Origin of the sequence: Nonomuraea sp. KM88, from assembly GCF_052245635.1 — a bacterium.
In the GTDB taxonomy this organism is placed as follows: Bacteria; Actinomycetota; Actinomycetes; order Streptosporangiales; family Streptosporangiaceae; genus Nonomuraea.
Window position 1 is genome coordinate 158,870 of sequence record NZ_JBQQCC010000018.1, and the last position, 22,629, is coordinate 181,498.

The 22,629-nt window shown below is 69.9% G+C and carries 24 protein-coding genes; 14 read left to right on the top strand and 10 right to left on the bottom strand.

Annotated features, from left to right (window positions below; genetic code table 11):
• The first annotated feature begins 203 nt into the window (after positions 1-203).
• Genes ACTWPV_RS39580 through ACTWPV_RS39590 form a run of 3 tightly spaced genes read left to right on the top strand, consistent with a single transcriptional unit; the run spans position 204 to position 2,467 of the window.
• Positions 204-842, top strand: a complete 639-nt coding sequence (locus ACTWPV_RS39580) for a sigma-70 family RNA polymerase sigma factor (RefSeq protein ID WP_443155703.1) — start codon at positions 204-206, stop codon at positions 840-842.
• A 59-nt stretch (positions 843-901) separates the two neighbouring features.
• Entirely contained in the window at positions 902-1,573 is a 672-nt protein-coding gene (locus ACTWPV_RS39585; RefSeq protein ID WP_443155704.1) for a DUF5667 domain-containing protein, read from the top strand.
• A gap of 30 nt (positions 1,574-1,603) precedes the next feature.
• Entirely contained in the window at positions 1,604-2,467 is an 864-nt protein-coding gene (locus ACTWPV_RS39590; protein WP_246083048.1) for an HAD family hydrolase, read from the top strand.
• A 71-nt stretch (positions 2,468-2,538) separates the two neighbouring features.
• On the opposite strand, the gene ACTWPV_RS39595 is transcribed toward ACTWPV_RS39590, so the two are convergent.
• The 8 genes from ACTWPV_RS39595 to ACTWPV_RS39630 all read right to left on the bottom strand — a co-directional run bounded on the left by ACTWPV_RS39595 (position 2,539) and on the right by ACTWPV_RS39630 (position 8,982).
• Positions 2,539-3,540: an LCP family protein gene (locus ACTWPV_RS39595; RefSeq protein ID WP_443155705.1), complete on the bottom strand. Its 1,002-nt coding sequence runs from the start codon at positions 3,538-3,540 to the stop codon at positions 2,539-2,541.
• A gap of 2 nt (positions 3,541-3,542) precedes the next feature.
• Complete coding sequence (locus tag ACTWPV_RS39600; RefSeq protein ID WP_443155706.1) at positions 3,543-4,121, bottom strand: RNA polymerase sigma factor; 579 nt, start codon at positions 4,119-4,121, stop codon at positions 3,543-3,545.
• Positions 4,122-4,315: 194 nt separating this feature from the next.
• On the bottom strand, positions 4,316-5,218 hold the full coding sequence (locus ACTWPV_RS39605; RefSeq protein WP_443155707.1) for a lysophospholipid acyltransferase family protein: 903 nt from the start codon (positions 5,216-5,218) through the stop codon (positions 4,316-4,318).
• Positions 5,215-6,210: an NAD-dependent epimerase/dehydratase family protein gene (locus tag ACTWPV_RS39610; RefSeq protein WP_347648333.1), complete on the bottom strand. Its 996-nt coding sequence runs from the start codon at positions 6,208-6,210 to the stop codon at positions 5,215-5,217. Before ACTWPV_RS39610 ends, ACTWPV_RS39605 begins: the two co-directional genes overlap by 4 nt.
• 24 nt (positions 6,211-6,234) lie before the next feature.
• Positions 6,235-6,333, bottom strand: coding sequence for a 30S ribosomal protein bS22 (locus ACTWPV_RS39615; protein ID WP_018654693.1), 99 nt, complete (start codon positions 6,331-6,333; stop codon positions 6,235-6,237).
• A gap of 171 nt (positions 6,334-6,504) precedes the next feature.
• Positions 6,505-6,708: a helix-turn-helix domain-containing protein gene (locus ACTWPV_RS39620; protein ID WP_026214222.1), complete on the bottom strand. Its 204-nt coding sequence runs from the start codon at positions 6,706-6,708 to the stop codon at positions 6,505-6,507.
• 306 nt (positions 6,709-7,014) lie between these two features.
• Entirely contained in the window at positions 7,015-7,803 is a 789-nt protein-coding gene (locus ACTWPV_RS39625; RefSeq protein WP_443155708.1) for a phosphatase, read from the bottom strand.
• Positions 7,804-7,818: 15 nt separating this feature from the next.
• Positions 7,819-8,982: an acetoin utilization protein AcuC gene (locus tag ACTWPV_RS39630; protein WP_443155709.1), complete on the bottom strand. Its 1,164-nt coding sequence runs from the start codon at positions 8,980-8,982 to the stop codon at positions 7,819-7,821.
• 124 nt (positions 8,983-9,106) lie between these two features.
• Here ACTWPV_RS39630 and ACTWPV_RS39635 point away from each other — a divergent pair, with 124 nt between their 5' ends.
• From ACTWPV_RS39635 to ACTWPV_RS39650, 4 genes are all read left to right on the top strand, one after another.
• On the top strand, positions 9,107-10,234 hold the full coding sequence (locus ACTWPV_RS39635) for a sensor histidine kinase (protein ID WP_443155710.1): 1,128 nt from the start codon (positions 9,107-9,109) through the stop codon (positions 10,232-10,234).
• Entirely contained in the window at positions 10,231-10,902 is a 672-nt protein-coding gene (locus tag ACTWPV_RS39640) for a response regulator (RefSeq protein WP_443155711.1), read from the top strand. The genes ACTWPV_RS39635 and ACTWPV_RS39640 overlap by 4 nt, the downstream gene beginning before the upstream one ends.
• A gap of 80 nt (positions 10,903-10,982) precedes the next feature.
• Positions 10,983-11,873 (top strand): ABC transporter ATP-binding protein, encoded by an 891-nt coding sequence (locus tag ACTWPV_RS39645; RefSeq protein ID WP_443155712.1) that lies wholly within the window; start codon positions 10,983-10,985, stop codon positions 11,871-11,873.
• Positions 11,870-12,613, top strand: coding sequence for an ABC transporter permease subunit (locus tag ACTWPV_RS39650; protein ID WP_443155713.1), 744 nt, complete (start codon positions 11,870-11,872; stop codon positions 12,611-12,613). The genes ACTWPV_RS39645 and ACTWPV_RS39650 overlap by 4 nt, the downstream gene beginning before the upstream one ends.
• Positions 12,614-12,617: 4 nt before the next feature.
• Here ACTWPV_RS39650 and proC read toward each other — a convergent pair whose 3' ends face one another.
• Together proC and ACTWPV_RS39660 are read right to left on the bottom strand one after the other, a co-directional pair.
• On the bottom strand, positions 12,618-13,412 hold the full coding sequence (proC, locus tag ACTWPV_RS39655) for a pyrroline-5-carboxylate reductase (protein ID WP_347648326.1): 795 nt from the start codon (positions 13,410-13,412) through the stop codon (positions 12,618-12,620).
• A 60-nt stretch (positions 13,413-13,472) separates the two neighbouring features.
• Positions 13,473-14,354, bottom strand: coding sequence for a proline dehydrogenase family protein (locus tag ACTWPV_RS39660; protein ID WP_443155714.1), 882 nt, complete (start codon positions 14,352-14,354; stop codon positions 13,473-13,475).
• A 58-nt stretch (positions 14,355-14,412) separates the two neighbouring features.
• Here ACTWPV_RS39660 and ACTWPV_RS39665 point away from each other — a divergent pair, with 58 nt between their 5' ends.
• The 7 genes from ACTWPV_RS39665 (at position 14,413) to ACTWPV_RS39695 (ending at position 22,605) form a co-directional block, all read left to right on the top strand.
• A complete protein-coding gene (locus tag ACTWPV_RS39665) occupies positions 14,413-14,871 on the top strand; it encodes a hypothetical protein (protein WP_443155715.1) in 459 nt (152 codons plus the stop codon).
• 234 nt (positions 14,872-15,105) lie between these two features.
• On the top strand, positions 15,106-16,980 hold the full coding sequence (gene dnaK / locus ACTWPV_RS39670; RefSeq protein ID WP_443155716.1) for a molecular chaperone DnaK: 1,875 nt from the start codon (positions 15,106-15,108) through the stop codon (positions 16,978-16,980).
• A complete protein-coding gene (gene grpE / locus ACTWPV_RS39675; RefSeq protein ID WP_443155717.1) occupies positions 16,980-17,570 on the top strand; it encodes a nucleotide exchange factor GrpE in 591 nt (196 codons plus the stop codon). Before dnaK ends, grpE begins: the two co-directional genes overlap by 1 nt.
• Positions 17,571-17,591: 21 nt before the next feature.
• A complete protein-coding gene (gene dnaJ, locus ACTWPV_RS39680) occupies positions 17,592-18,770 on the top strand; it encodes a molecular chaperone DnaJ (protein WP_347648322.1) in 1,179 nt (392 codons plus the stop codon).
• A gap of 3 nt (positions 18,771-18,773) precedes the next feature.
• The gene (locus tag ACTWPV_RS39685) at positions 18,774-19,124 is read left to right on the top strand and encodes a heat shock protein transcriptional repressor HspR (RefSeq protein ID WP_443155718.1); all 351 of its coding nucleotides are present in this window, start codon (positions 18,774-18,776) and stop codon (positions 19,122-19,124) included.
• 5 nt (positions 19,125-19,129) lie between these two features.
• Positions 19,130-21,700 carry an ATP-dependent chaperone ClpB gene (clpB, locus tag ACTWPV_RS39690; RefSeq protein ID WP_347648321.1) on the top strand — a complete coding sequence of 857 codons (2,571 nt, stop codon included), beginning with the start codon at positions 19,130-19,132 and terminating at the stop codon, positions 21,698-21,700.
• Between the two features lie 242 nt (positions 21,701-21,942).
• Positions 21,943-22,605, top strand: coding sequence for a hypothetical protein (locus ACTWPV_RS39695; protein ID WP_443155719.1), 663 nt, complete (start codon positions 21,943-21,945; stop codon positions 22,603-22,605).
• Positions 22,606-22,629 lie beyond the last annotated feature (24 nt).

The window sequence follows — 22,629 nt, forward strand, 5'->3', positions numbered from 1 at the left end:
GGTAGCCGTAGACGAAACGTGCCTGCTCGGGCCGCCCTTGGGGGCCACGGGCAGCGAGATGCGCGCCGCAGGCGGCGGGGGTTCGCGGTAACACGGTATCTTCCGATTACGCCTAGTCATGCCAGCATGCTGTGGATTGTGGAATTTCCGGTTGATTTCTAGAGTGTTCGAGCAGCCGCACCCCTTACCCCCAGGGATACCGGATGCCTGACTCGTCGCCGTTCGCCGGGCTGCTTGCGCCAGCGGGCGCCGCGCCTGCCCTGACGGGCGAGCTCGCCGTGCACGAAGAAGTGCCCGATGACGTACGTACGCTGGTGCTTCATGCCAAGAGCGGCTGCACGGAGTCGTTTGGCACGCTCTACGACCGCTACGTGGACCTCGTCTACCGCTACATCTATTTCCGGGTGGGCTCCCACCCCCTCGCCGAGGACCTGACCAGCGAGACCTTCCTGCGCGCGCTGCGCAGGATCGCCGACTTCACCTGGCAGGGCCGCGACTTCGGCGCCTGGCTCGTGACCATCGCGCGAAACCTGGTGGCCGACCACTTCAAGTCCGGCCGCTACCGGCTCGAGGTGCCGACGGGAGAGGTGATCGATGTCCCGCTCGACGGCTCGCACATTCCGGAGAACGCCGTGGTCACGGCCATCATCAACGACCGGGTGCTGCGTGCCGTCCGGGATCTCAATCCCGAACAGCAGGAATGCGTGGTCCTGCGTTTCCTGCACGGCCTGTCGCTCGCGGAGACCGCGCTCATCATGGGAAAGAAGAGCGGAGCGATCAAAGCGCTGCAGTTTCGGGCCATCCGGGCGCTGGCCAGGGCTCTCAAGCACGACCTGGCGTAACCTCCACCATCCGCACCTCGTTAGGCAAATGTCACAGCAGGATCCGTAAGGGAGCCGTCATGGGTAGAGCACGCGAACGGCGGGAGCGCGTGCTTGAGCATCTCACGGACCTGCCCAGGCTGCCTCTCGGCGGCGCCCCTGACCCCGCCTTCCGCGACCGGCTCCGCGCCGAGCTGGTCACAGGGCCGATCACCGGGCCGATCACCGGGCCGATCACCGACGAACTCCTGCCCGAGAGGTCGGCCCGCCCACGACACGCCCACCGCCGGCCCGCGCGCCCGAGGCCGCTGCTGTCGCAGCTGGCCGCCTTCGGACTGGCGGCGGCCATGATGGTCGCGTCCTTCGCCACTTACCAGGCGGTCCCCGGCGACTCCCTCTACCCTCTCAAGCGCGCCGCGGAGAGCGCTCTCGTCGGGCTCAGCACCAACGAGGCCGCGCGCGGGGAGCGCGAGCTCCGCTCGGCCAAGGCCCGCGCGGAAGAGGTCGCCAGCCTGCTCGGCTCGTCCAACGGCGGCCCGCTGGTCGGCAGGACGCTGAAGGACATGGAGGAATCGACGCGCGCGGGGATCAGCAGGCTGAGACGGGCCGAACCACGCTCTCCGAAGATCAAAAAATTCGCCCGCCACCAGCAGGAGGTCGTCGCGCCGATGTTGCAGCAGCTCAAGCGGGATCAGCTGGCCCAGGCCGAGGGCTACCTCGACTACATCAAAGGTCTGGTCGCCCCCGGGTAGGTCGATAAGCTGAAGCGCATGTGGCGGCTAATGCGACGACGACACGAAACGGAGCCCCAGGCCGCCGGCGAGGCCGCGGCACAGGCAGCGGTCACCGTCGCGCCGGTCGAGCCCGACCTCCAGTCGGCGGCCTTCTTCGACGTCGACAACACGATGATGCGCGGCGCCTCGATCTACCACTTCGCCCGCGGGCTGGCCACCCGGGGGTTGTTCACCACGTCCGACCTGTTCAAGTTCGCGGTGGGGCAGGCGGTGTTCCGGCTGCGCGGCAACGAGAACCCCGAGCACATCGCGGTGGCCAGGGAGACCGCGCTCGCGTTCGTCGCCGGCGCCAAGGTCGACGACGTCGTACGCCTCGGCGAGGAGATCTACGACGAGGTCATGGCCGACCGCATCTGGGGCGGCACGCGGGCGCTCGCGCAGAGCCACCTCGACGCGGGCCAGCGGGTCTGGCTGGTCACCGCCACCCCCGTCGAGCTGGCCAGGGTCATCGCGCAGCGGCTCGGGCTGACGGGCGCGCTCGGCACGGTCGCCGAGTCGAGCAACGGCGTCTACACCGGCCGTCTGGTCGGCGACCTGCTCCACGGCCCGGCCAAGGCGGAGGCGGTCAGGGCGCTGGCGCGCAGGGAGGGGCTCGACCTGACCCAGTGCACGGCCTACAGCGACTCCGCCAACGACCTGCCGATGTTGTCGCTGGTCGGGCGCGCCGTGGCCATCAACCCCGACAGCGAGCTGCGCGAATACGCCAAGAAGCACGACTGGCCGATCAGGGACTTCAGGACCGGCCGCAAGGCCACGCTGACGGCGCTGCCCATCGCCGCGGGCGTGGGCGCCGTGGCGGGCGGCGTCGCCGCGGGCATCGCCCTGCGCAGACACTACCGCACACAGGGCTGACCGCCCCGCGCCACGACACCCGCCGCGGGGGTCGCCGCGCCCTCCAGCTGGGGCGTCCGCCCGTCGCGGGGCTACCGCAGCGACCTGAACAACTTGTCCGCCTCCGGCTGCTTCCACACGAACCGAATGCGACTGGTGGGGTGAGGCTCCCACGGCACGGTGACAGCGGTCAGCTTGGTCTCCGACAGTTCCCCAGCAAGTTGGTACATCGACTCCACGCTCAGATTCGTCCTGACCGACTTGCGCATCTCCCCGAGGAACGCCTTGAGCCGGTCCGGCTCGGTCATCACCCGCTTGGCCTTCTTCAGCATCGCGGACACGAGCTGCTGCTGGCGCTTGATCCGCTGGATGTCGGAGCCGTCGCCGTAGTGGCGCAGGCGTACGTAGCCGAGCGCCGACTCACCGTTGAGGACGCTCTTGCCCGCGGGTAGCTTCAGCTTCGACTGCGGGTCGTCCACCGGCCGGGGCAGCGTCACCTCCACGCCTCCTAGCGCGTCGACCATGCCCTTGAAGCCGGAGAAGTCCACCTCGACGGTGTGCTGGATGGTCAGCCCCGTCAGCCGCTCCAGCGTGGCCTTGAGGCAGTCGGCGCCGCCGGTGTTGTACGCGGAGTTGATCAGGTCGGTCCTGGCCGGCGAGGAGCCGCAACGCGGAAGCCGCACCATCGAGTCGCGCGGGACGCTGACCGCGGTAACCCGGCTCCTGTCGGAGGGCACGTGTACAACGATGATGGTGTCCGACCGGCCGCCCTGCCCGGTCTGCTGGGGGCCGTACTTCGCGTTGCCCTCGCCCTGGCGGGTGTCGGATCCGATCAGCAGCACGTTCAGAGGGCCACTCATGTCCACGGCGCGGCTGGCCGCGGGGGGCGCGGCCGTGTGGCGATCGCCGATCACCACGGCGGGCACGGCGACCGCGGCGATCGTGGCGACGGCGACAAGCCCCGCCGTCCACCAGTTCGCCCACCGGCGCCGGGCGCGGGCCTTCAGCAGACGGTCCCGCTGGCGGACGAGCGTCGCGGGCGGCTCGTGCACCAGCTCCCCGCCGAGGTCGCTGAGCAGCTTCATGTCGTCCATCGTCACTCCTCCTCCAGGGGGTTGTTGTGGCCGAGCGCGGCGCGTACCTTCCGCCTGCCTCTGTTGAGGCGCGAGCGCACGGTCCCGATGGGAATGCCGAGCGCCCGCCCGGCCTCCTCGTACGTGAGGTCCCCCCAGGCGATCAGGAGCAGCACGTCGCGGTCCTTTGCGGGCAGCGCGGCGAGCGCGCCGGCCAGGTCGGCCCTGGCGGCCTGCGCGGTCACCTCGGTCGTCACCCGGTCGGCGGGCGACTCGACGTCGGAGTCGGCAGGGGCCCGCAGGAGTGCCCGGTAGCGGGCCTTCTCCGTGCGGTGGTGGCGGGCGATGAGCTTGGTGAGGATGCCGAAGAGCCACGGCCTGGCGTCCTGATAGGCCAGGTCGTAGCTCTTCCTGCGGGAGAACGCCACAAGGAACGTCTCGCCGACGAGGTCCTCGGCCGGTCCGGGACCGAGGCGTTTGGCGACGTACCGGTAGAGCATGGCGGAGTAGCGGTCGAACAACTCGGCGAACGCCTCTGGGTTCGCCCACGAGGCGCTCACGAGCTCCGAATCCGCTCGCCCGACGGCGGGTTGCGTGATCATCTCCGCCTTTCAGTGGAAGATCGGTCACGGATGTCTTGCCACAACCCGCCTTCGGGGTTCACCACGGCTCCATGAGCCGACCCCCGTCGGTGACGAGCTCGGACATGACCGTGCTCACGCCCCAGGGGATCATCAGCGACGGACCTGCCGACGTCGCCCCGCGACACCGGCGCCGCCCTGCACCGCGAAAGAATTCAGAGGAAGGGCGGAAAAGCCGGCCCGCGCCGCAACCGCAGCTCGTTGAGCAGTTGCTGGATGACCTCGCGCACGTGGTCGGTGAGGTTGAAGACCAGCATGGGATCGTCGGCGGCCGACGGCTCGTAGTCGTCGGTGCGGATCGGCTCGCCGAACTCGATCACCCACTTCGACGGCAGCGGCACCAGGCCGAGCGGCCCGAGCAGCGGGAAGAACGGCGTGATCGGCAGGTAGGGGAGGCCGAGCAGCCGGGCAAGGAACTTCAGGTCGCCGAGCTTGGGATAGATCTCCTCGGCCCCGACGATCGCGGTGGGCACGATCGGCACCCCGGCACGGATGGCCGAGGCCACGAAGCCGCCACGGCCGAACCGCTGCAGTTTGTAGCGCTCGGAGAACGGCTTGCCGACGCCCTTGAACCCCTCGGGGAACACGCCGACCAGCTCACCCTTGCGCAGCAGCCGGTCGGCGTCCTCGCGGCAGGCCAGCGTGTGGCCCGTCTTGCGGGACAGGTGGCTGAGCAGCGGCAGCTGGTAGACCAGGTCGGCGCCGAGCAGCCGCAGCGCCCTGCCCGCCTCGTCGTGCAGGGCGACCTGCAACATCAGCGCGTCGACGGGCAGCGTGCCGGAGTGGTTGGCGACGACGAGCGCGCCGCCCTCGTCCGGGATGTTCTTCAGCTCGGCCGTCTCCACCCTGAACCAGTGGTGGTAGAGGGGCCTGATCAGCTCCAGGACGACCTTGTCGGTCAACTCGGCGTCGTAGCCGAACTCGTCGACGTCGTAGTCGCCGCTGATGCGCCTGCGCAGGAAGGCCAGGAGCTTCGCCAGAGGCTCGGGCTCGCCGGTGTAGGACGGCGCCGCGCTGATGGGGATGACGCGAGCGTCGTCCTCGTCGGGAACGCTCAACTCCGCGCACCTCCGAACGGCTGCAGGCGGCGCGAGCGCAGGAAGTCGTCGAAGGCCGCGGCGGTCGTGAACTTGGGCCTCCACCCGAGCTCGTTCTCCAGCCTGGAGGTGTCGACCGCCCGTCCGTGGCTCATCAGCCTGAGCTGCTCGGGCGAGTATTCGACCAGGCCGAGCCCGCGCGCGGCGCTGCCGAGCGTCGTGAAGGCGGGCGCGGGCAGCGGCAGCGACGGCCGCCCCGCCCTTCTCGTGCACTGCGACAGGAGCAACACACCCACCCCGGCCACGTTGAACGTGCCGGGGTGATCCTCTGTCGCCATCCGCCGCAACACCTCGACCGCGTCGTCCTCGTGGACGAACTGCAGCCGGGGGTCGAAGCCGAGCACGGTCGGCAACACCGGTTGGGTGAAGTAGCGCGTCAACGGCGAGTCGACGCCGGGACCCATGAAGTTGGCGAAGCGCAGCAGCGACACCGTCACGTCAGGACGGCGCCGCGCGAAACCCCGGACGTAGCCCTCGACCTCGACCGCGTCTTTGGCGTAGCCGTGGCTGGGGCCGTCGTGCGGCTCCAGGTCCTCGGTGAACACCGCCGGATCGCGCGGCGACGAGCCGTAGACGGCGGTGGTGGAGCGGACCACCACGCGCCGCACGGTCGCCGACCGCTGGCAGGCACCGAGCAGTTGCATGGTGCCGATGACGTTGTGCTCTTTCATGGCGGCCCTGCCGCCGCTCCTTGACGGAGCGCTGACGAGGCTCATGTGCACAACGGTGCCGATGTCCGCGGCCGCGATCACCTGCGCGATGTCGGGGCTGCGCAGATCCACCCGGACGAACTCCGTCCGTCCGAGCGAGATGCCACCGTCTCGCGTGAGCGAGGGGGGCGGCACGGTGTCCACTCCGATGACACGGCCGATGTCCGGGTCGGCGGCAAGTTCGCTCGCCACCCGGGCGCCTATGTGGCGCGAGACCCCGGTGACGAGCACAGTGTGGGTCATCAGCGCCTCGCAGCTGCGTCGGTGTTACTTCTTGTTGCGCCGCTGGATGCGCGTCTTCTTGAGCAGCTTGCGGTGCTTCTTCTTCGCCATCCGCTTACGGCGCTTCTTGATCACAGAGCCCACGGGACCCCCAGGTCGTGACTAAGTCTGAACGGAGTGCGAGCGCACACCGGCTCACAGACTACCGGCGATCGGCGGTAGATCGCCCATTGGGGGTGAGCACCCGGTCGCGTCTTATGGCGACCGGGCCTCTCCCGCGACAGCACTCACGACATGGTCGTCCACGTCGCTACGCTAACCAGCCTCGATGTAGGCCTCCCGCAGATAGTCGTGTACCGCCTGCTCAGGCACCCTGAACGACCGGCCGACTCGGATGGCCGGCAGCTCGCCAGAGTGGACGAGCCGGTACACCGTCATCTTGGACACCCTCATGACCGTGGCCACTTCAGCAACGGTCAGGAACTTCACCTCACTGAGAGGTCTTTCGCCTGCACCCATCGGACGCCTCTTCCGCACGTGTTTACGGGTTATCCCCACTGGTGCCATTGCTCACGCACGTGTACTGCCGTCAGCGTAAGTCGGGACTCCGAGTGCGCAAACCCCCTACTTTCTCAGTCAACGGAGCCACCTGTCAGCCGAACCAGCAAAATCGCTGGCCAGCAGCCGGGCCGAGCACCTCACCCGGACGTTGGAACTGTCCAAGTTGCCACACATAAGAGTCGCCGGAGCGCCGCCAAAAGTTGGCAAAGGGACGGCGAGCCTCTTGGAATGCAGGCGCGAAAAGACGGTATGGGGAGGACCGAATTAGACGCGAAGGGCTCGTGAGACCAGAGTGACGAGCCGCTCGGCCAACGGAGCGTAATATCGCGGTAGCACATTGTCGTCAAGTGGCACTACTACGTCAATCTTCCCTTCAGCCTCACCGACGAACAACCCCGGGTCATTGCTGTCGGCGAACCCCACAGTGGGCGCACCTGCCTCTCCCGCCGCTCCTGCCCAGCCGTGGTCGGCGATAACCAGATCGGGCAACTCGCCGTCGAGCTCGGAGAACATGTGACGCATCGGGTCGGCATCGTGGGTGTGCACGAACCCGCCCTTGTCGTCGAGCATCGCGACGCCCTGCAGATAGCGGATCTGCCGCGGCCGGGCGAAGCCCGACCCGGAGTACGTCCAGCCCTCCCCCGGGCTCAGCAGCCGCGCGCCGCGCTCGGCGCAGAGCCTGGCCAGCGGCAGGTGCACGGCGAGCAGGCCGGTCGGGTGCCCGGTGGCGAACAACACGGACGGGCCGGGCCGCGACAGCACGGCGGCGACGCGCTCGGCCATGGCGTCGACCGCGTCGATCGTCAGGTCGGGGTCGATGGTGTCCTGGCCCCAGCGATGCGACGGGTCGGAAACCACGCCTGCGGACTTCGCCATCAGCGCCAGGATGTCGCGGTAGGACCACGGCTGGTCGAACGTGAGCCCCAGCATGTAGTAGGGATCGCCGTTGGCCAGGGAACTGTAGTGGTCGAGGTTGTTCTCGCGGGAGGTCGCGACATCGCCGGCGATGCGGCTCTGGACAAGGTGCTCTCGGAGTTCGTCGCGGCTCAGCACTGCTTTTCTTCCTCGTCAGGGCAGGGGGTCGAGCCCGTGCAGGGGGAAGACCGCGTTTCGGGTCGCCATGATCGCACGGTCGATGGGGTCAGATGGGTCATAACCACCGGAAAGGTCGTTGAATTCCGGATGGCGCCCGTCGGTCATGGTCAGCGGCGCCGTCTCGCCGGTGCGATCGCGTACGAACTGGCGCCACTCCGCGCCCGTCGGCGTGGCCGGATCGATCGGATGGCCCGCCAGCTCCGCGATGAGATGTGTCCACGCCCGCGGCACCACCTGCACCAGCTCGTAACCGCCACCGCCCGTCGCGATCCACCGGCCGCCCGCCGTCTCGTGAGCCAGGCGGTGCAGGATGGAGTAGGCGGTGCGCTGGCCGTCGAGGCTGAGCATCAGGTTGGCCAGCGGGTCGAGCGCGTGGCTGTCGCAACCGTGCTGCGTCACCAGGATCTCCGGCCCGAACTCGCGCAGCAGCGGCGGCACGACCGCGTCGAAGGCCCGCAGCCAGCCGGGGTCGCCGCAGCCGGCGGGGAGCGCCACGTTGACGGCGGTGCCGTCGGCGCCCGTCTCATGAGGGAACCCGGTGCCGGGGAACAACGTGCGCGGGCTCTCGTGCAGGCTGATCGTCAGGACCCTCGGGTCGTCGTAGAACGCCGCCTGCACGCCGTCGCCGTGGTGCACGTCCACGTCGACGTACGCGATGCGGCCCGCACCCTGGCGCAGCAGCCACGCGATCGCCAGCGCGGGATCGTTGTAGACGCAGAACCCGCTGGCCGTGGCGGGCATCGCGTGATGCAGCCCGCCCGCGATGTTGACGGCGTGCTCGGCCGAGCCCTCCCAGACCGCGCGGGCGGCGGCCAGCGAGGCGCCGGCGATCAGCGCGGAGGCGTCGTGCACGCCCTTGAACGCGGGGTTGTCGGTGGTGCCGAGCCCGGCGCCGAGGTCGGGCCGGCCGTCGGCGGACACGCGCCTGACGGCCTCGATGTAGTCGCGCTCGTGGACCATGGCCAGCTCGTCGTCGGTGGCGGGCACGCATCCGGCCACCTCGACCTTGTCGAGGACGCCGAGCTCGCGGGCGAGCGCCATGGTCAGCTCGACCCGCACGGGGGCGAGCGGATGGCCGGGGCCGAAATCGTAGGAGGTGAGAGCGTCGTCCCAGATCACCTGTGTCGACCGGCTCATGCCACCCCTCCGCGATCGCCCTGTCCCGCCGACGTTACCGCAGCGCAGACACCTCGTTGTAGCCCGGGTTCATCCGGTGGACATCTCCCCGCGACCGCACCGATTCGTGACTTAGTGTCTTAGCGTGCGCCCAGCACGGTCCTTACTCAGGCTCATCCACTTCTTCCGGCGTCCCAAGGTCTTCGACAGGACGCTGGTGATCGTGCTCGGCTCCCCCGGGATCATCGGGATCCCCGTCATGCTCGTCATGGAGAGGACCGCGCTCGCCCTGACCGCGCTGCCGTACCTGGTCGCCGTCATGCTCCTGCTCATGCGGCGCCACCGGCCGGTCCTGGTCACCGCGCTGGTCACCGCGATCAACGCGGTCGGCGTGACGGCGGACGTCGCGCCGTCCAGCAACGTCCCCGCGCTCATCGCCTACTACAGCCTGGGCCGCTACACCGCCGGCCGCACGACCGCGATCGCCTCCGCGGCGGCGTTCGTCGCCTACGCGACAGTGCTGGAGCTGGACCAGGTCAACGGTGGCTGGGTCGCGGCCCTGTTCAACATCGGCGTGCCCGTCGGGGTTGGGCAGCTCGTCCGGCTCAGGACCGAGCTGAACGAACGCGGCAGGCGCGACGCCGCCGACGCCGCGGTCCGCGCCGAGCGGCGGCGCATCGCCAGGGAGCTGCACGACGTGGTCGCCCACCACATCACCGTGATCAACGCCCTGGTCGGCGGCGCCAGGGCCACGCTCCCAGCCGAGCAGGAGGTCACCAGGGACGCCCTGGAAAGCGCCGAGCAGACCGCCCGCCAGGCGATGTCCGAGATGCGCCGCCTGCTCGACGTGCTCAGGGCCGACGGCCAGGAAGGGCCGGACGCCGCCACGGGGGTGGGGGCCGAGCGGCTGCCCACGCTGATCAAGGAGGCCAGGTCGGCGGGGTTGCCCGCGCACCTGACCGTCAAGGGGGAGCCCGTCGCGCTGCCCGCCGTCGTGGACCACGCGGTGTACCGGATCGTGCAGGAGGCGCTGACCAACACGCGCAAGCACGCACCCGGCGCGCGGGCGAGCGTGCGGCTCGCGTACGAACCGGACGCCGTGGAGGTCGAGGTGGTCGACGACGGCAGCACGAAGGTGACCGGGTCGCCGGGGTTCGGGCTCGGAGGCATGGCCGAGCGGGTGGCGCTGTGCGGCGGCCAGCTCTCCACAGGGCCCCGCGCCCCGCAAGGAGGTTTCCGCGTACACGCCCGCATCCCCCTGGAGACACCGTGATCGAAGTGCTGCTGGCCGACGACCATGCGCTGGTGCGCGTGGGCTTCAAGCTGATGCTCAACGCCCAGCCGGACATGTGTGTCGTCGGCGAGGCCAGCGACGGCGAGCGGGCGGTGGACCTGAGCCGGCGGCTGCGCCCCGACGTGGTGCTGATGGACCTGCACATGCCGGGCCTCGACGGGGTTCGCGCGACCGAGCTGATCACGTCGGAGCTGCCGGAGGTCCGGGTGCTCGCGCTGAGCACGTTCGACCTGGACGAGAACGTGGTCGCGGCCCTCAGGGCGGGCGCGGGCGGCTTCCTGCCCAAGGACGTCTCCCCCGAGGAGCTGATCGAGGGCGTGCGCGTGGTGCACCGGGGCGAGTCCGCCGTCGCTCCGCGCCTGCTCACCAGGCTGATCGGCACGTTCGTACGGGCCGCAGGAGCCCTGGACGCGGGCTCCCGGCGCCCGGTGCCCGCCGGGGTGGCCGGTCTGACGGAGCGCGAGCGGGAGATCCTCGTGCTGATCGCCCGCGGCCGGTCGAACGCCGAGATCGCCGCGGCCCTGTCCGTCTCCCCCTCGACCGTCAAGAACCACGTGACGAACCTGTTCGCCAAGATCGGCGTCAGGGACCGGGCGCAGGCGGTGATCGTCGCCTACGAGGCGGCGCTCGTCCACCCGGGAGAGTAGGACCAGGCTCCCAGACCCCCGCGCGGGAAGCGGTTCCCGCGCAGGAGGCACACGACCTCGCGCGACGGCACGCTGGAATCATGACCGCGATACGGGCAACGAACCTGAGCAAGCGCTACGGCAAGACCGTCGCCGTGTCGGACCTGTCGTTCGACGTCGAGCCCGGCCGGGTGACCGGTTTCCTCGGCCCCAACGGCGCGGGGAAGTCCACGACCATGCGGATGATCTTGGGGCTCGACCGGCCGTCGGGCGGCACGGCGCTCGTGGACGGGCTGCCGTACGCCGAGCTGCGACACCCGCTGCGCAAGGTGGGCGCGCTGCTGGACGCCAAGGCCGTGCACGGCGGGCGCAGCGCCCGCAACCACCTGCTGGCCATCGCGCAGAGCAACGGCATCCAGAACGGCCGGGTGGACGAGGTGCTGGAGGCCGTGGGCCTGCGCGAGGTGGCGGGGCGCCGGATCGGCGGGTTCTCGCTGGGCATGTCGCAGCGCCTGGGCATCGCCGCCGCGCTGCTCGGCGACCCGGAGATCCTGCTGTTCGACGAGCCCGTCAACGGGCTCGACCCCGACGGCATCCTGTGGATCCGCACGTTCATGCGCGAGCTGGCGGCCGAGGGCCGCGCGGTGTTCGTCTCCAGCCACCTGATGAGCGAGATGGCGCAGACCGCCGACCATCTGATCGTGATCGGCAAGGGCATGCTGATCGCCGACACGAGCGTGGAGGAGTTCATCGGGCGCAGCTCGCAGGGCTACGTACGGGTGCGCTCGCCCCGGCTGGCCGAGGTCGCCGAGCTGATCAAGGTGGGCGAGCTCCACCACGACCACCTGCAGGTTACCGCGATGAGCCCGGTCGAGATCGGCACGCTCACCGCGCGGGCCGGGATCCCGCTGGCGGAGCTGACGTTCGTGCAGCCCTCGCTGGAAGCGGCGTACATGGAGCTGACCAAGGACAGCCTGGAGTTCACCTCATGATCGACATCCTCAGGTCCGAATGGACCAAGATCCGCTCGGTCCGCTCCACGATGTGGACGCTGGCCGTCACCGCAGGGCTGATGCTGGGCATCGGCACGCTCATCGCCTCCGCCGCCAGGGGCTCGACCGAGGACGCCATCCCCGGCGCCCAGACCGTCATGCTGAGCCTGACCGGCATCATGTTCGCGTCGCTGTCCATCGCCACGCTGGGCGTGCTGGTGATCTCCAGCGAATACCGTACGGGCGGTATCCGCACGTCGCTGATGGCCGTGCCCAGGCGGATGAGCCTGCTGACCGGCAAGATCGTGGTGTTCACGGTCACCTCCCTGGTCGTGTGCACGCTCGCGTCGGCCGCCTCGCTCGCCGTGGGCGTCGCCATCACCCAGCCGCCCTCGCTCGACATGGCGGAGGCCGTGCGGGCGGTGGTGGGCTGCGGCCTCTACCTCACCGCGTGCGGCCTGTTCGGGCTGGCGCTGGGCACGCTCGTACGCCACACGCCCGGCGCGATCGTCTCGGCCATCGCGCTGATGCTGGTGCTGCCCCAGATCGCCGGCATGCTGCCGGGCGAGGTGAGCCGGACGGTGGCCGACCATTTCACCACCAACGCGGGCATGCAGGTGGCCGTCTCGCTAGTCCGCAACGCCTCGCTCGGCCCGTGGAGCGGCTTCGGCGTCTATCTCGCCTGGATCGCCGTGACCATGATCGTCGGCGCCGTGTTGCTGCGGCGGCGCGACGCCTGAGCGGTCAGCCGGAGGCGAGCTCGCGGCCGCGGTCGCGGGCCGCCTCGATGGCGGCCAGGAACGCGGCCCGCACGCTGTGGCGCTCGAGCTCGGCGATGGCCGCGATCGTGGTGCCGCCAGGAGAGGTGACGGCCTCGCGCAGGATCACCGGGTGCTCGCCCGAGTCACGCAACATCACGGCGGCGCCGACGATGGACTGGGTGACCATGTCGAGCGCGGCCGCCCGCGGCATGCCGAGCAGGATGCCCGCGTCGACCATGGCCTCGACGAGGTAGAAGAAGTAGGCGGGGCCGCTGCCGGAGAGCGCGGTGGCGGCGTCCTGCTGCGACTCGGGGATGCGCAGCACCTTGCCGACGGGGCTGAGCAGCGCCTCGGTGAGCTTCAGATGCTCCTCGCCCGCGTGCGCGCCCGCCGAGATCACGCTCATCGCCTCGTCGAACTTGATGGGCGTGTTGGACATCACCCTGACCACGGGCACCTCGACGCCGAGCCGCTGCTCCACGAACGACGTCGTGATGCCGGCCGCGGCGGTGATCACCAGGCGGTCGGCGGGCACGTAGGGGGCGATCTCGGCCAGCAGCGTGGCCATGTCCTGGGGCTTGACGGCGAGGACCAGCGTGTCGGCCGCCTTGGCCGCCTCGGAGTTGGTGACGGTGCGCACGCCGTAGGTCTCGCGCAGCGCCTGCGCCCGCTCGGCCCTGCGCGTGGTGGCCATGATGTCGCCGGGCATGAAGCCGGCGCGCAGCAGCCCGGACAGCAGCGCCTCGCCCATCTTGCCCGTGCCCAGAATCGCGATCATTTCCGCCCCTCGAGGAATAGACGCTGATGCAGCTTACCGGCCCGTCCCCGGCATCGCGGGCTAGCCCCGCGACAGCAGGGAGCGCAGGAAGAAGGCCAGGTTGCGGGGGCGCTCGGCCAGCCGGCGCATCAGGTAGGGATACCAGTCGGCGCCGTAGGGGATGTAGACGCGCATCGTGAAACCGAGGGCCGCCAGGCGGGCCTGCTCGTCGGGGCGCACGCCGTACAACATCTGGTATTCGAAGCCGGCCGGGTCGCGGCCGTCGAGCACGGCGAGTGTCGAGGCGATGCGCACCAGCCTGGGGTCGTGGGTGGCGACCATGGGATAGCCGGCGCCGGCCATCAGCACTTTCAGGCAGCGTACGAACGAGCGGTCGATGTCGGCGGTGGAGGTGTAGGCGCCGGGAGCGGTGTAGGCGCCCTTGCACAGCCGCACCCTGGCGTCGCCGAGCTGCTCGCAGCGGTCGAGCGAGTCGGGCAGGTAGGCCTGCACCACCACGCCCACGTCGGGGTGCTCCTTGCGCAGCGCGGCGTGCACGGCGTGCAGCATGGCGATCGTGTCGTGCTCCTCCGCGTCGAGCGTCACGGTGACGTTCCTGGCCGCCGCGGCCCTGCAGATGGCCGCGGCGTGGTCGAAGGCGAGCTCCTCCGACAGCCGCAGCCCGAGGGCCGTGAGCTTGACCGAAACGTCGGCGCCCGCCGGCAGCAGGCGGAGCAGCGACAGGTAGGCAATCACGGTGTCCTCGGCCTGGACCCGGCCGGTCACATCCTCGCCGAGGTGGTCGACGGAGACGCGCAACCCCCTGCGGGACAGCTCGTCGACCGCGCCGCCGACGTCGCCGGCGACATAGCGCCTGACCACATCCCTGGTCAGCGGCGACGCGGCGATGAGGCGCTCGGCGCGCCGGCTCTTGGAGACAGCGAGCAATGCCTGACGGAGCACATGACCAGACTATGGTGAACCGGCGGCCGGCGGGATCCGTGGTAGGGGTATGCGGACAATGACAGCGCCCCTTCTGGCCGGATGTCTGATGCTGGCGACGAGTTGCGGCACGGCCCAGCCTGCCGAGCGGGTCTCCTCCCCCAGCCAGGACAAGCCGCCCGTCGTGTCCAGCCCGGTCGGCACCGTGCCCAGCAAGGCGCCCCCGAAGGGCCCCAAGCAGGTCAAGCCGACGGGCGACGCCATCAACGTGCACAAGGCCCGCTGGGCCAAGGCCAAGCCGGTCGCCAAGGGCAAGGAGCTCCAGCTGACGTGGGAGTCGGGGGTGGAGCCCTGCACGGTACTGGACCGCGTCAAGGTCAAGGAGACGTCCAAGCGCGTCACGGTCACCCTGTACGAGGGCACGTCCCCCAAGGCGAAGAACGTCTCCTGCATCATGATTGCGATCGAGAAGACCACCACGGTCAAGCTCAAGAAGCCGCTCGGCGAGCGCAAGGTGGTGGACGGCGCCAAGCCGTAACGCGAGCAGCCCGCCCCGCGACCCCCCGGCGACGCACCCCCGCGGCGCCGGGGGTTTCGCTGTGCGCGGAACCTCAGAACCCGCTGCCCCGTTGCGCGTGATGTGGCCTTTGTTGCGGGAATGTCTCGGCGCTCATGAGGGTTGAGTCGAGTAGGCTCAAGTCGTTTGCCAAAGACGACACACATCCGTTAGCTTGAGTCTGCCAGACTCAACTTTGACCACAAGGACTCACTCATGGCACGTGCGGTAGGTATCGACCTTGGGACGACCAACTCCGTCGTCTCGATCCTCGAGGGCGGTGAGCCCACCGTCATCGCGAATGCGCAGGGCTCGCGGACCACGCCGTCCGTGGTCGCCTTCGCGAAGAACGGCGAGGTCCTGGTCGGCGAGGTCGCCAAGCGCCAGGCGGTCACCAATGTGGACCGGACGATCCGGTCGGTCAAGCGGGAGATGGGCACCACCTGGTCCCAGGAGATCGACGGCAAGAAGTTCTCGCCGCAGCAGATCAGCGCCTTCGTCCTGCAGAAGCTCAAGCAGGACGCCGAGGCCTACCTGGGCGAGAAGATCACCGACGCGGTGGTCACCGTCCCCGCCTACTTCAACGACGCCCAGCGCCAGGCCACCAAGGAGGCCGGCACGGTCGCGGGCCTCAACGTGCTCCGCATCATCAACGAGCCGACCGCCGCGGCCCTCGCCTACGGGCTCGACAAGGAGCAGGACCAGACCATCCTGGTCTTCGACCTCGGCGGCGGCACCTTCGACGTGTCCCTGCTCGACGTCGGCCAGGAGGACGGCCACGGCTTCGTCGAGGTCAAGGCCACCTCCGGCGACAACCACCTCGGTGGCGACGACTGGGACCAGCGCGTCGTCGACGAGCTCGTCAAGCGCTTCCAGAACGCCCACGGCGTCGACCTGGCCAAGGACAAGATGGCCCTGCAGCGCCTGCGCGAGGCGGCGGAGAAGGCCAAGATCGAGCTGTCCAGCCAGTCCGAGACCAACATCAACCTGCCCTACATCACGGCCTCGGCCGAGGGTCCGCTGCACCTCGACGAGAAGCTGACGCGCGCCGAGTTCCAGCGGCTGACGGCCGACCTGCTCGAGCGGACCAAGGGCCCGTTCAACCAGGTCATCAAGGACGCCGGCATCAAGGTGGCCGACATCGCCCACGTGGTGCTCGTCGGCGGCTCGACCCGCATGCCCGCCGTCTCCGAGCTCGTCAAGGAGCTGACCGGCGGCAAGGAGCCCAACAAGGGCGTCAACCCCGACGAGGTCGTCGCCATCGGCGCCGCCCTGCAGGCCGGCGTGCTCAAGGGCGAGGTCAAGGACGTCCTGCTGCTCGACGTGACCCCGCTGTCGCTGGGCATCGAGACCAAGGGCGGCATCTTCACCAAGATCATCGAGCGCAACACGACGATCCCGACCAAGCGCTCCGAGGTCTTCACCACGGCCGAGGACAACCAGCCGTCGGTGCAGATCCAGGTCTACCAGGGCGAGCGCGAGATCGCCTCCTACAACAAGAAGCTCGCCACGTTCGAGCTGACCGGCATCGCCCCGGCGCCGCGCGGCATCCCGCAGATCGAGGTCACCTTCGACATCGACGCCAACGGCATCGTCAACGTCTCCGCCAAGGACCTGGGCACGGGCAAGGAGCAGACGATGACGATCACCGGCGGCTCCGCGCTGCCGAAGGACGACATCGAGCGGATGATGCGCGAGGCCGAGTCGTACGCCGAGGAGGACAAGAAGCGCCGCGAGGAGGCCGAGGTCCGCAACAACGCCGACGGGCTCGCCTACCAGACGGAGAAGTTCCTCCGCGAGAACGACGACAAGGTCCCCGGCGAGATCAAGACCGAGGTCAACGACGCCCTGGCCGAGCTGAAGAAGGCTCTGGAGGGCACCGACACCGACGTCATCCGCACCTCGGCGGAGAAGCTCGCCACCGTCAGCCAGAAGATGGGTTCGGCGATCTACGCCCAGAGCCAGGGCCAGCAGGCCGGCGGCGAGGGGGCCCCGCAGGACGCCGCGTCCGGTCAGGAGGGCCAGAAGGCCGATGACGACGTGGTCGAAGCCGAGATCGTCGACGAAGACCAGCCGAAGAAGGACAAGTGATGCCGGCGCGTGAAAACGGGCACGAGGAGCCAGTGATCCGCGACAACCGCAAGATCGACCCCGAGACGGGCCAGGTGCGCGAGGCCCCGGCCGACGAGCAGGAGGCGCCCGCCGAGGCGCCGCAGGCGCAGAACGGCGAGCTGGCGGCCCAGCTCGCCGAGCGGACCGCCGACCTGCAGCGGCTGCAGGCCGAATACACCAACTACCGCAGGCGGGTCGAGCGCGACCGGGTGGCGGTCCGCGAGCAGGCGGTCGCGGGGGCGCTGACAGAGCTCCTTCCCGTGCTCGACGACATCGGAAGGGCCCGCGACCACGGCGAGCTGACCGGAGGCTTCGCGAAGGTGGCGGAGTCCCTGGAAGCGGTGCTCACCAAGCTGGGGCTCAGTCCCTTCGGACAGAAGGGCGACCCGTTCGACCCGACGGTCCACGAGGCGCTGATGCACAGCTACTCGACCGAGGTGACCGAGCCGATCGCCGTCGAGGTGCTGCAGCTCGGCTACCGGATGGGCGACAGGGTGCTACGCCCGGCGCGGGTGGCCGTCGCCGAGCCCGAGGACGCCACCCCCGCGTCCGATGACGACGACAACTGACACGAGGACGAAGGGCCGTAGATGAGCACCAAGGACTACTTGGAGAAGGACTACTACGCCGTCCTTGGTGTGCCCAAGACCGCCACCGCCGACGAGATCAAAAAGGCCTACCGGAAGCTGGCCAGGCAATACCACCCCGACACCAACAAGGGCGACGCGACCAAGGAGACCAAGTTCAAAGAGGTCTCCGAGGCGTACGACGTCCTGTCCGACAGCAAGCGCCGCAAGGAGTACGACGAGGCGCGCACGCTGTTCGGGTCCGGGGTGGGCGGCCAGCGGGCCGGCGGCGGTGGCGGGTTCCCGTTCGACTTCGGCGACCTGTTCGGCGGCACGGCGCAGCCGGGTTCCGGCGGAGGCGCGGGTGACCGGCTCGGCGACCTGTTCGGCGGGCTGTTCAACCGGGGCGGCTCCACCCGCACCTCGACCACGTCCAGGCCGCGGCGCGGCCAGGACGTCGAGTCCGAGGTGACGCTGACGTTCACCGAAGCGGCCGAGGGCACTACGGTGTCGCTCAGGCTCACGAGTTCGGCCGCCTGCGCCGCGTGCACCGGCACGGGCGCCAGGGCGGGCACGACCCCCAGGGTCTGCCCCACCTGTGAGGGCACCGGGGCGGCCAGCCGCAACCTGGGCAACTTCGCCTTCTCCGAGCCCTGCCGCGACTGCAAGGGCCGCGGGCTGATCGTGGACGACCCGTGCCCCGTGTGCGAGGGCAACGGCCGGGCCAAGAGCACCCGCACCATCCAGGCCCGCATCCCCGCGGGGGTGGCCGACGGCCAGCGGGTCAGGCTCAAGGGCAAGGGCGCCCCGGGCGAGAACGGCGGCCCCGCCGGCGACCTCTACATCCAGACGCACGTCAAACCGCATGCCGTGTTCGGCCGGTCGGGCGACAACCTGACGATCACCGTCCCGGTGACGTTCACGGAGGCCGCTCTGGGCGCCGAGATCAAGGTGCCCGTCCTCAAGGGCATGCCGGTGACGCTGCGCATCCCCCCGGGCACGCCCAACGGCCGCACGTTCCGCGTGCGCGGCAGGGGCGTCACCCGCAAAGACGGCACCAAGGCCGACATGCTCGCGACAGTCGAAGTGGTGGTGCCGAAGACGCTCGACGACAAGTCGCGCGAGCTCCTCACCGAGTTCAACACCGCCAACGCCAGTGAGGACCCACGCGCTGAGCTCATTCAGCGAGCCAGAAGCGAGTAGCCGATGGACGCCAACTATTTCGACCTGTCAGATGACACACCCGTTTATGTGATCTCGGTGGCCGCGCAACTGTCGGGGCTGCATCCCCAGACCCTGCGCCAGTACGACCGGCTGGGGCTGGTCAGCCCCGGCCGCACCGCGGGGCGCGGCCGCCTCTACTCGACACGCGACATCATCCAGCTCCGCGAGGTGCAGCGGCTCTCCCAGGAGGATGGCATCAACCTCGCGGGCATCAAGCGGATTCTCGAGCTCGAGAACGAAGCGCTGCGGCTGCGGGAGGAGGTTCACCGCCTGCGTGCCGAGATGCGGATGGTCCGAGCGCTGATCCGCTACGAGCTGCCACCGGGGGCCTAGAAAAGATGGACTACAAGCTCACCCAGAAGAGCCAGGAGGCGCTCTCGGGTGCCATGCGGCGTGCCGCCGCCGAGGGCAACCCCGAGATCGCCCCCGTTCACCTGTTGACCACGCTGCTCTCCCAGACCGGCGGCACCGCCGTGCCGCTGCTCGAAGCCGTCGGCGCCGACTGGCGCGCGCTGCGGGCGCGGGCGGAGGAGCAGCTGGCAACGCTGCCGAAGGCGCAGGGCGCGACCGTGGGGGCGCCGTCGAGCTCGCGCCACCTCCTGACGGTCATGAACACCGCCGCCCAGCACGCCAACCGGCTCGAAGACCTCTACGTCTCGACCGAGCACCTGCTGGTGGGCCTGGCCGCCGACGGCGGACCCGTGGCCGACCTGCTGAAGGCTCAGGGCGCGACGCCGCAGGCGCTGCTCGACGCCTTCGAGAAAGTACGCGGCCACGCCCGCGTCACCAGCGAGACCCCTGAGGACACCTACCAGGCGCTGGAGAAGTACGGCGTCGACCTGACCGAGCACGCGAGGGGCGGCAAGCTCGACCCGGTCATCGGCCGCGACTCCGAGATCCGCCGCGTCATCCAGGTGCTCAGCCGCCGCACCAAGAACAACCCGGTGCTCATCGGCGAGCCGGGCGTCGGCAAGACCGCCGTCGTCGAAGGGCTGGCCCAGCGCATCGTGGCCGGCGACGTGCCCGAATCGTTGCGCAACAAGCGGCTGATCTCGCTCGACCTGGGCGCGATGGTGGCGGGCGCGAAATACCGCGGCGAGTTCGAGGAGCGGCTCAAGGCCGTGCTCTCCGAGATCAAGGAGAGCGACGGGCAGATCGTGACGTTCATCGACGAGCTGCACACCGTCGTCGGCGCGGGGGCCGCCGAGGGCGCGATGGACGCCGGCAACATGCTCAAGCCCATGCTGGCCCGCGGCGAGCTGCGCATGATCGGCGCTACCACGCTCGACGAATACCGCGAGCGCATCGAGAAGGACCCCGCGCTGGAGCGCCGCTTCCAGCAGGTCTACGTGGGCGAGCCCACGGTCGAGGACACGATCGCGATCCTGCGCGGGCTCAAGGGCCGCTACGAAGCCCACCACCAGGTGCAGATCGCCGACAGCGCGCTGGTGGCCGCCGCCGCGCTGTCCGACCGCTACATCACCAACCGCTTCCTCCCCGACAAGGCCATCGACCTGGTCGACGAGGCCGCCTCGCGGCTGCGCATGGAGATCGACTCCCGTCCCGTGGAGATCGACCAGCTCCAGCGCAACGTCGACCGGATGAAGATGGAGGAGCTGGCGCTGTCCAAGGAGACCGACGAGGCCTCCGTCCAGCGGCTCGAACGCCTGCGCCAGGAGCTGGCCGACCGCCAGGAGGAGCTCAACGCCCTCGTCGGCCGCTGGGAGCACGAGAAGGCCGGGCTCAACAAGGTCGGCGAGCTGAAGAAGCAGCTCGACGAGGCCAGGAGCGCCGCCGAGCGGGCCCAGCGCGACGGCGACTTCGAGGCCGCGTCCCGGCTCATGTACGCCGAGGTGCCGCGGCTGGAGCAGGTGCTGAAGTCCGCGTCCGAGGCGGCGCAGCCCGACAACACCATGGTCAAGGAGGAGGTCGGGGCCGACGACATCGCCGAGGTGATCTCGTCGTGGACCGGCATTCCCGCGGGGCGGCTCCTGGAGGCGGAGACGGCCAAGCTGCTGCGCATGGAGGAGGAGCTGGGCAGGCGGCTCATCGGCCAGCAGCAGGCCGTACAGGCCGTTTCCGACGCCGTACGCCGCAGCCGGGCCGGCATCGCCGACCCCGACAGGCCGACGGGCTCGTTCGTGTTCCTCGGGCCGACCGGTGTGGGCAAGACCGAGCTGGCCAAGGCGCTGGCGGAGTTCCTGTTTGACGACGAGCGGGCGATGACCCGCATCGACATGAGCGAATACTCCGAGAAGCACAGCGTGGCCAGGCTCGTCGGCGCGCCCCCCGGCTACGTCGGCTACGAGGAGGGCGGCCAGCTCACCGAGGCCGTCAGGCGGCGCCCGTACACCGTGGTGCTGCTCGACGAGGTGGAGAAGGCCCACCCCGAGGTGTTCGACATCCTGCTGCAGGTGCTCGACGACGGGCGGCTGACCGACGGCCAGGGCCGCACGGTCGACTTCCGCAACACGATCCTGATCCTCACCTCCAACATCGGCTCGCAGTTCCTCGTCGATCCCAAGCTGGAGAACGGCGCCAAGCGCGAGGCCGTCATGGGGGCGGTGCGCAACTCGTTCAAGCCGGAGTTCCTCAACCGGCTCGACGACGTGATCCTCTTCGACGCGCTCGGCTCCGAGGAGCTGGCACGCATCGTCGACCTGCAGGTCGACCGCCTGGCGCAGCGCCTGGCCGACCGCAGGCTGACGCTGGAGGTCACGCCGGCGGCCCGCGAGTGGCTGGCGCTGACGGGCTACGACCCGATGTACGGCGCCCGCCCGCTGCGCCGCCTGGTCCAGTCGGCCATCGGCGACAAGCTGGCCAAGGCGGTGTTGTCGGGCGAGATCGCCGACGGCGACAAGGTCATGGTGGAGCTCGGCGACGACGAGCTGCTCATCCAGCGCGGCTGAGGCCTGGCCGGGAGCCCGGAGACCCGAACGGTTTCCGGGCTCCGCGAGCTCCGCGGGCTCCGGCGTGTCATGCCGCGGTCATGCGGCATGGAGCTGGGTAAGGTTCGCCCCACACTTCGGACAAGCCGCGCTCCCCCGGCCGGCCGGCTGGCTACGTTCAGCGTTCGTCAGATCAGCGAAATCGATCAGGGGGACGTGCAGTGTCATCCCAGAAAGTCCGAAGCATCCTCGCGGTGGCGGCGGTGACCGCTGGTGTCACGTGGTGGGCCGCGACCCCCTCGACGGCTGACTCCTGCTCGAACACCAAGCCGGTCGTGTTGTCGCCGGACTCGGCCCTGTCCTTCTGCCACGAGCAGTCGAGGGTGGACATCAACGACGGCGGCACTGGCGGCAGCCGGATGGTCGCCGAGGAGTCGGGCAAGCTGGCCATGGCGACCGGGCGGCTGGCCAGGCAGCTGGGCCTGACGGGCCTGGCCGCCGGAAAGTCGGCGCTGGGCGGCGCCGACATCGGCGGGGTCGCGGCGACCTGGGGCATGCCGATGCTGACCTCCGCCTCGCCCGTGGTGTTCCCCACGGTGCCGGGCCGGGCCGGCATGAAGGACGTGTCGACCCTGTCGAGCGTGCCGGCGCTGCCCTCCCTGCCGTCCCTGCCCGAGACGCCGCTGCTCGCCAAGCTGCCGGCGGAGATGTCGCTCGGCCAGGCCGCCCACAGCAGCCGCATCGCGGGCTCCCGCATCCCGTCGCCGAAGGACCTGGACAAGCCCGTCCGCGAGGTCGGCGAGGACGTCATCGGCGTGCTGCTGCCGAAGGCGGTGGAGAGCGTCGAGGGCACCTCGATGCTGACCGGCGGCCGGTCGGCGGTGCCGGGCGTCACGGGGGTCACCGACGGCCTCGGCCTGCGGTGAGCACGCAGTCCGCCGTCCATCTCG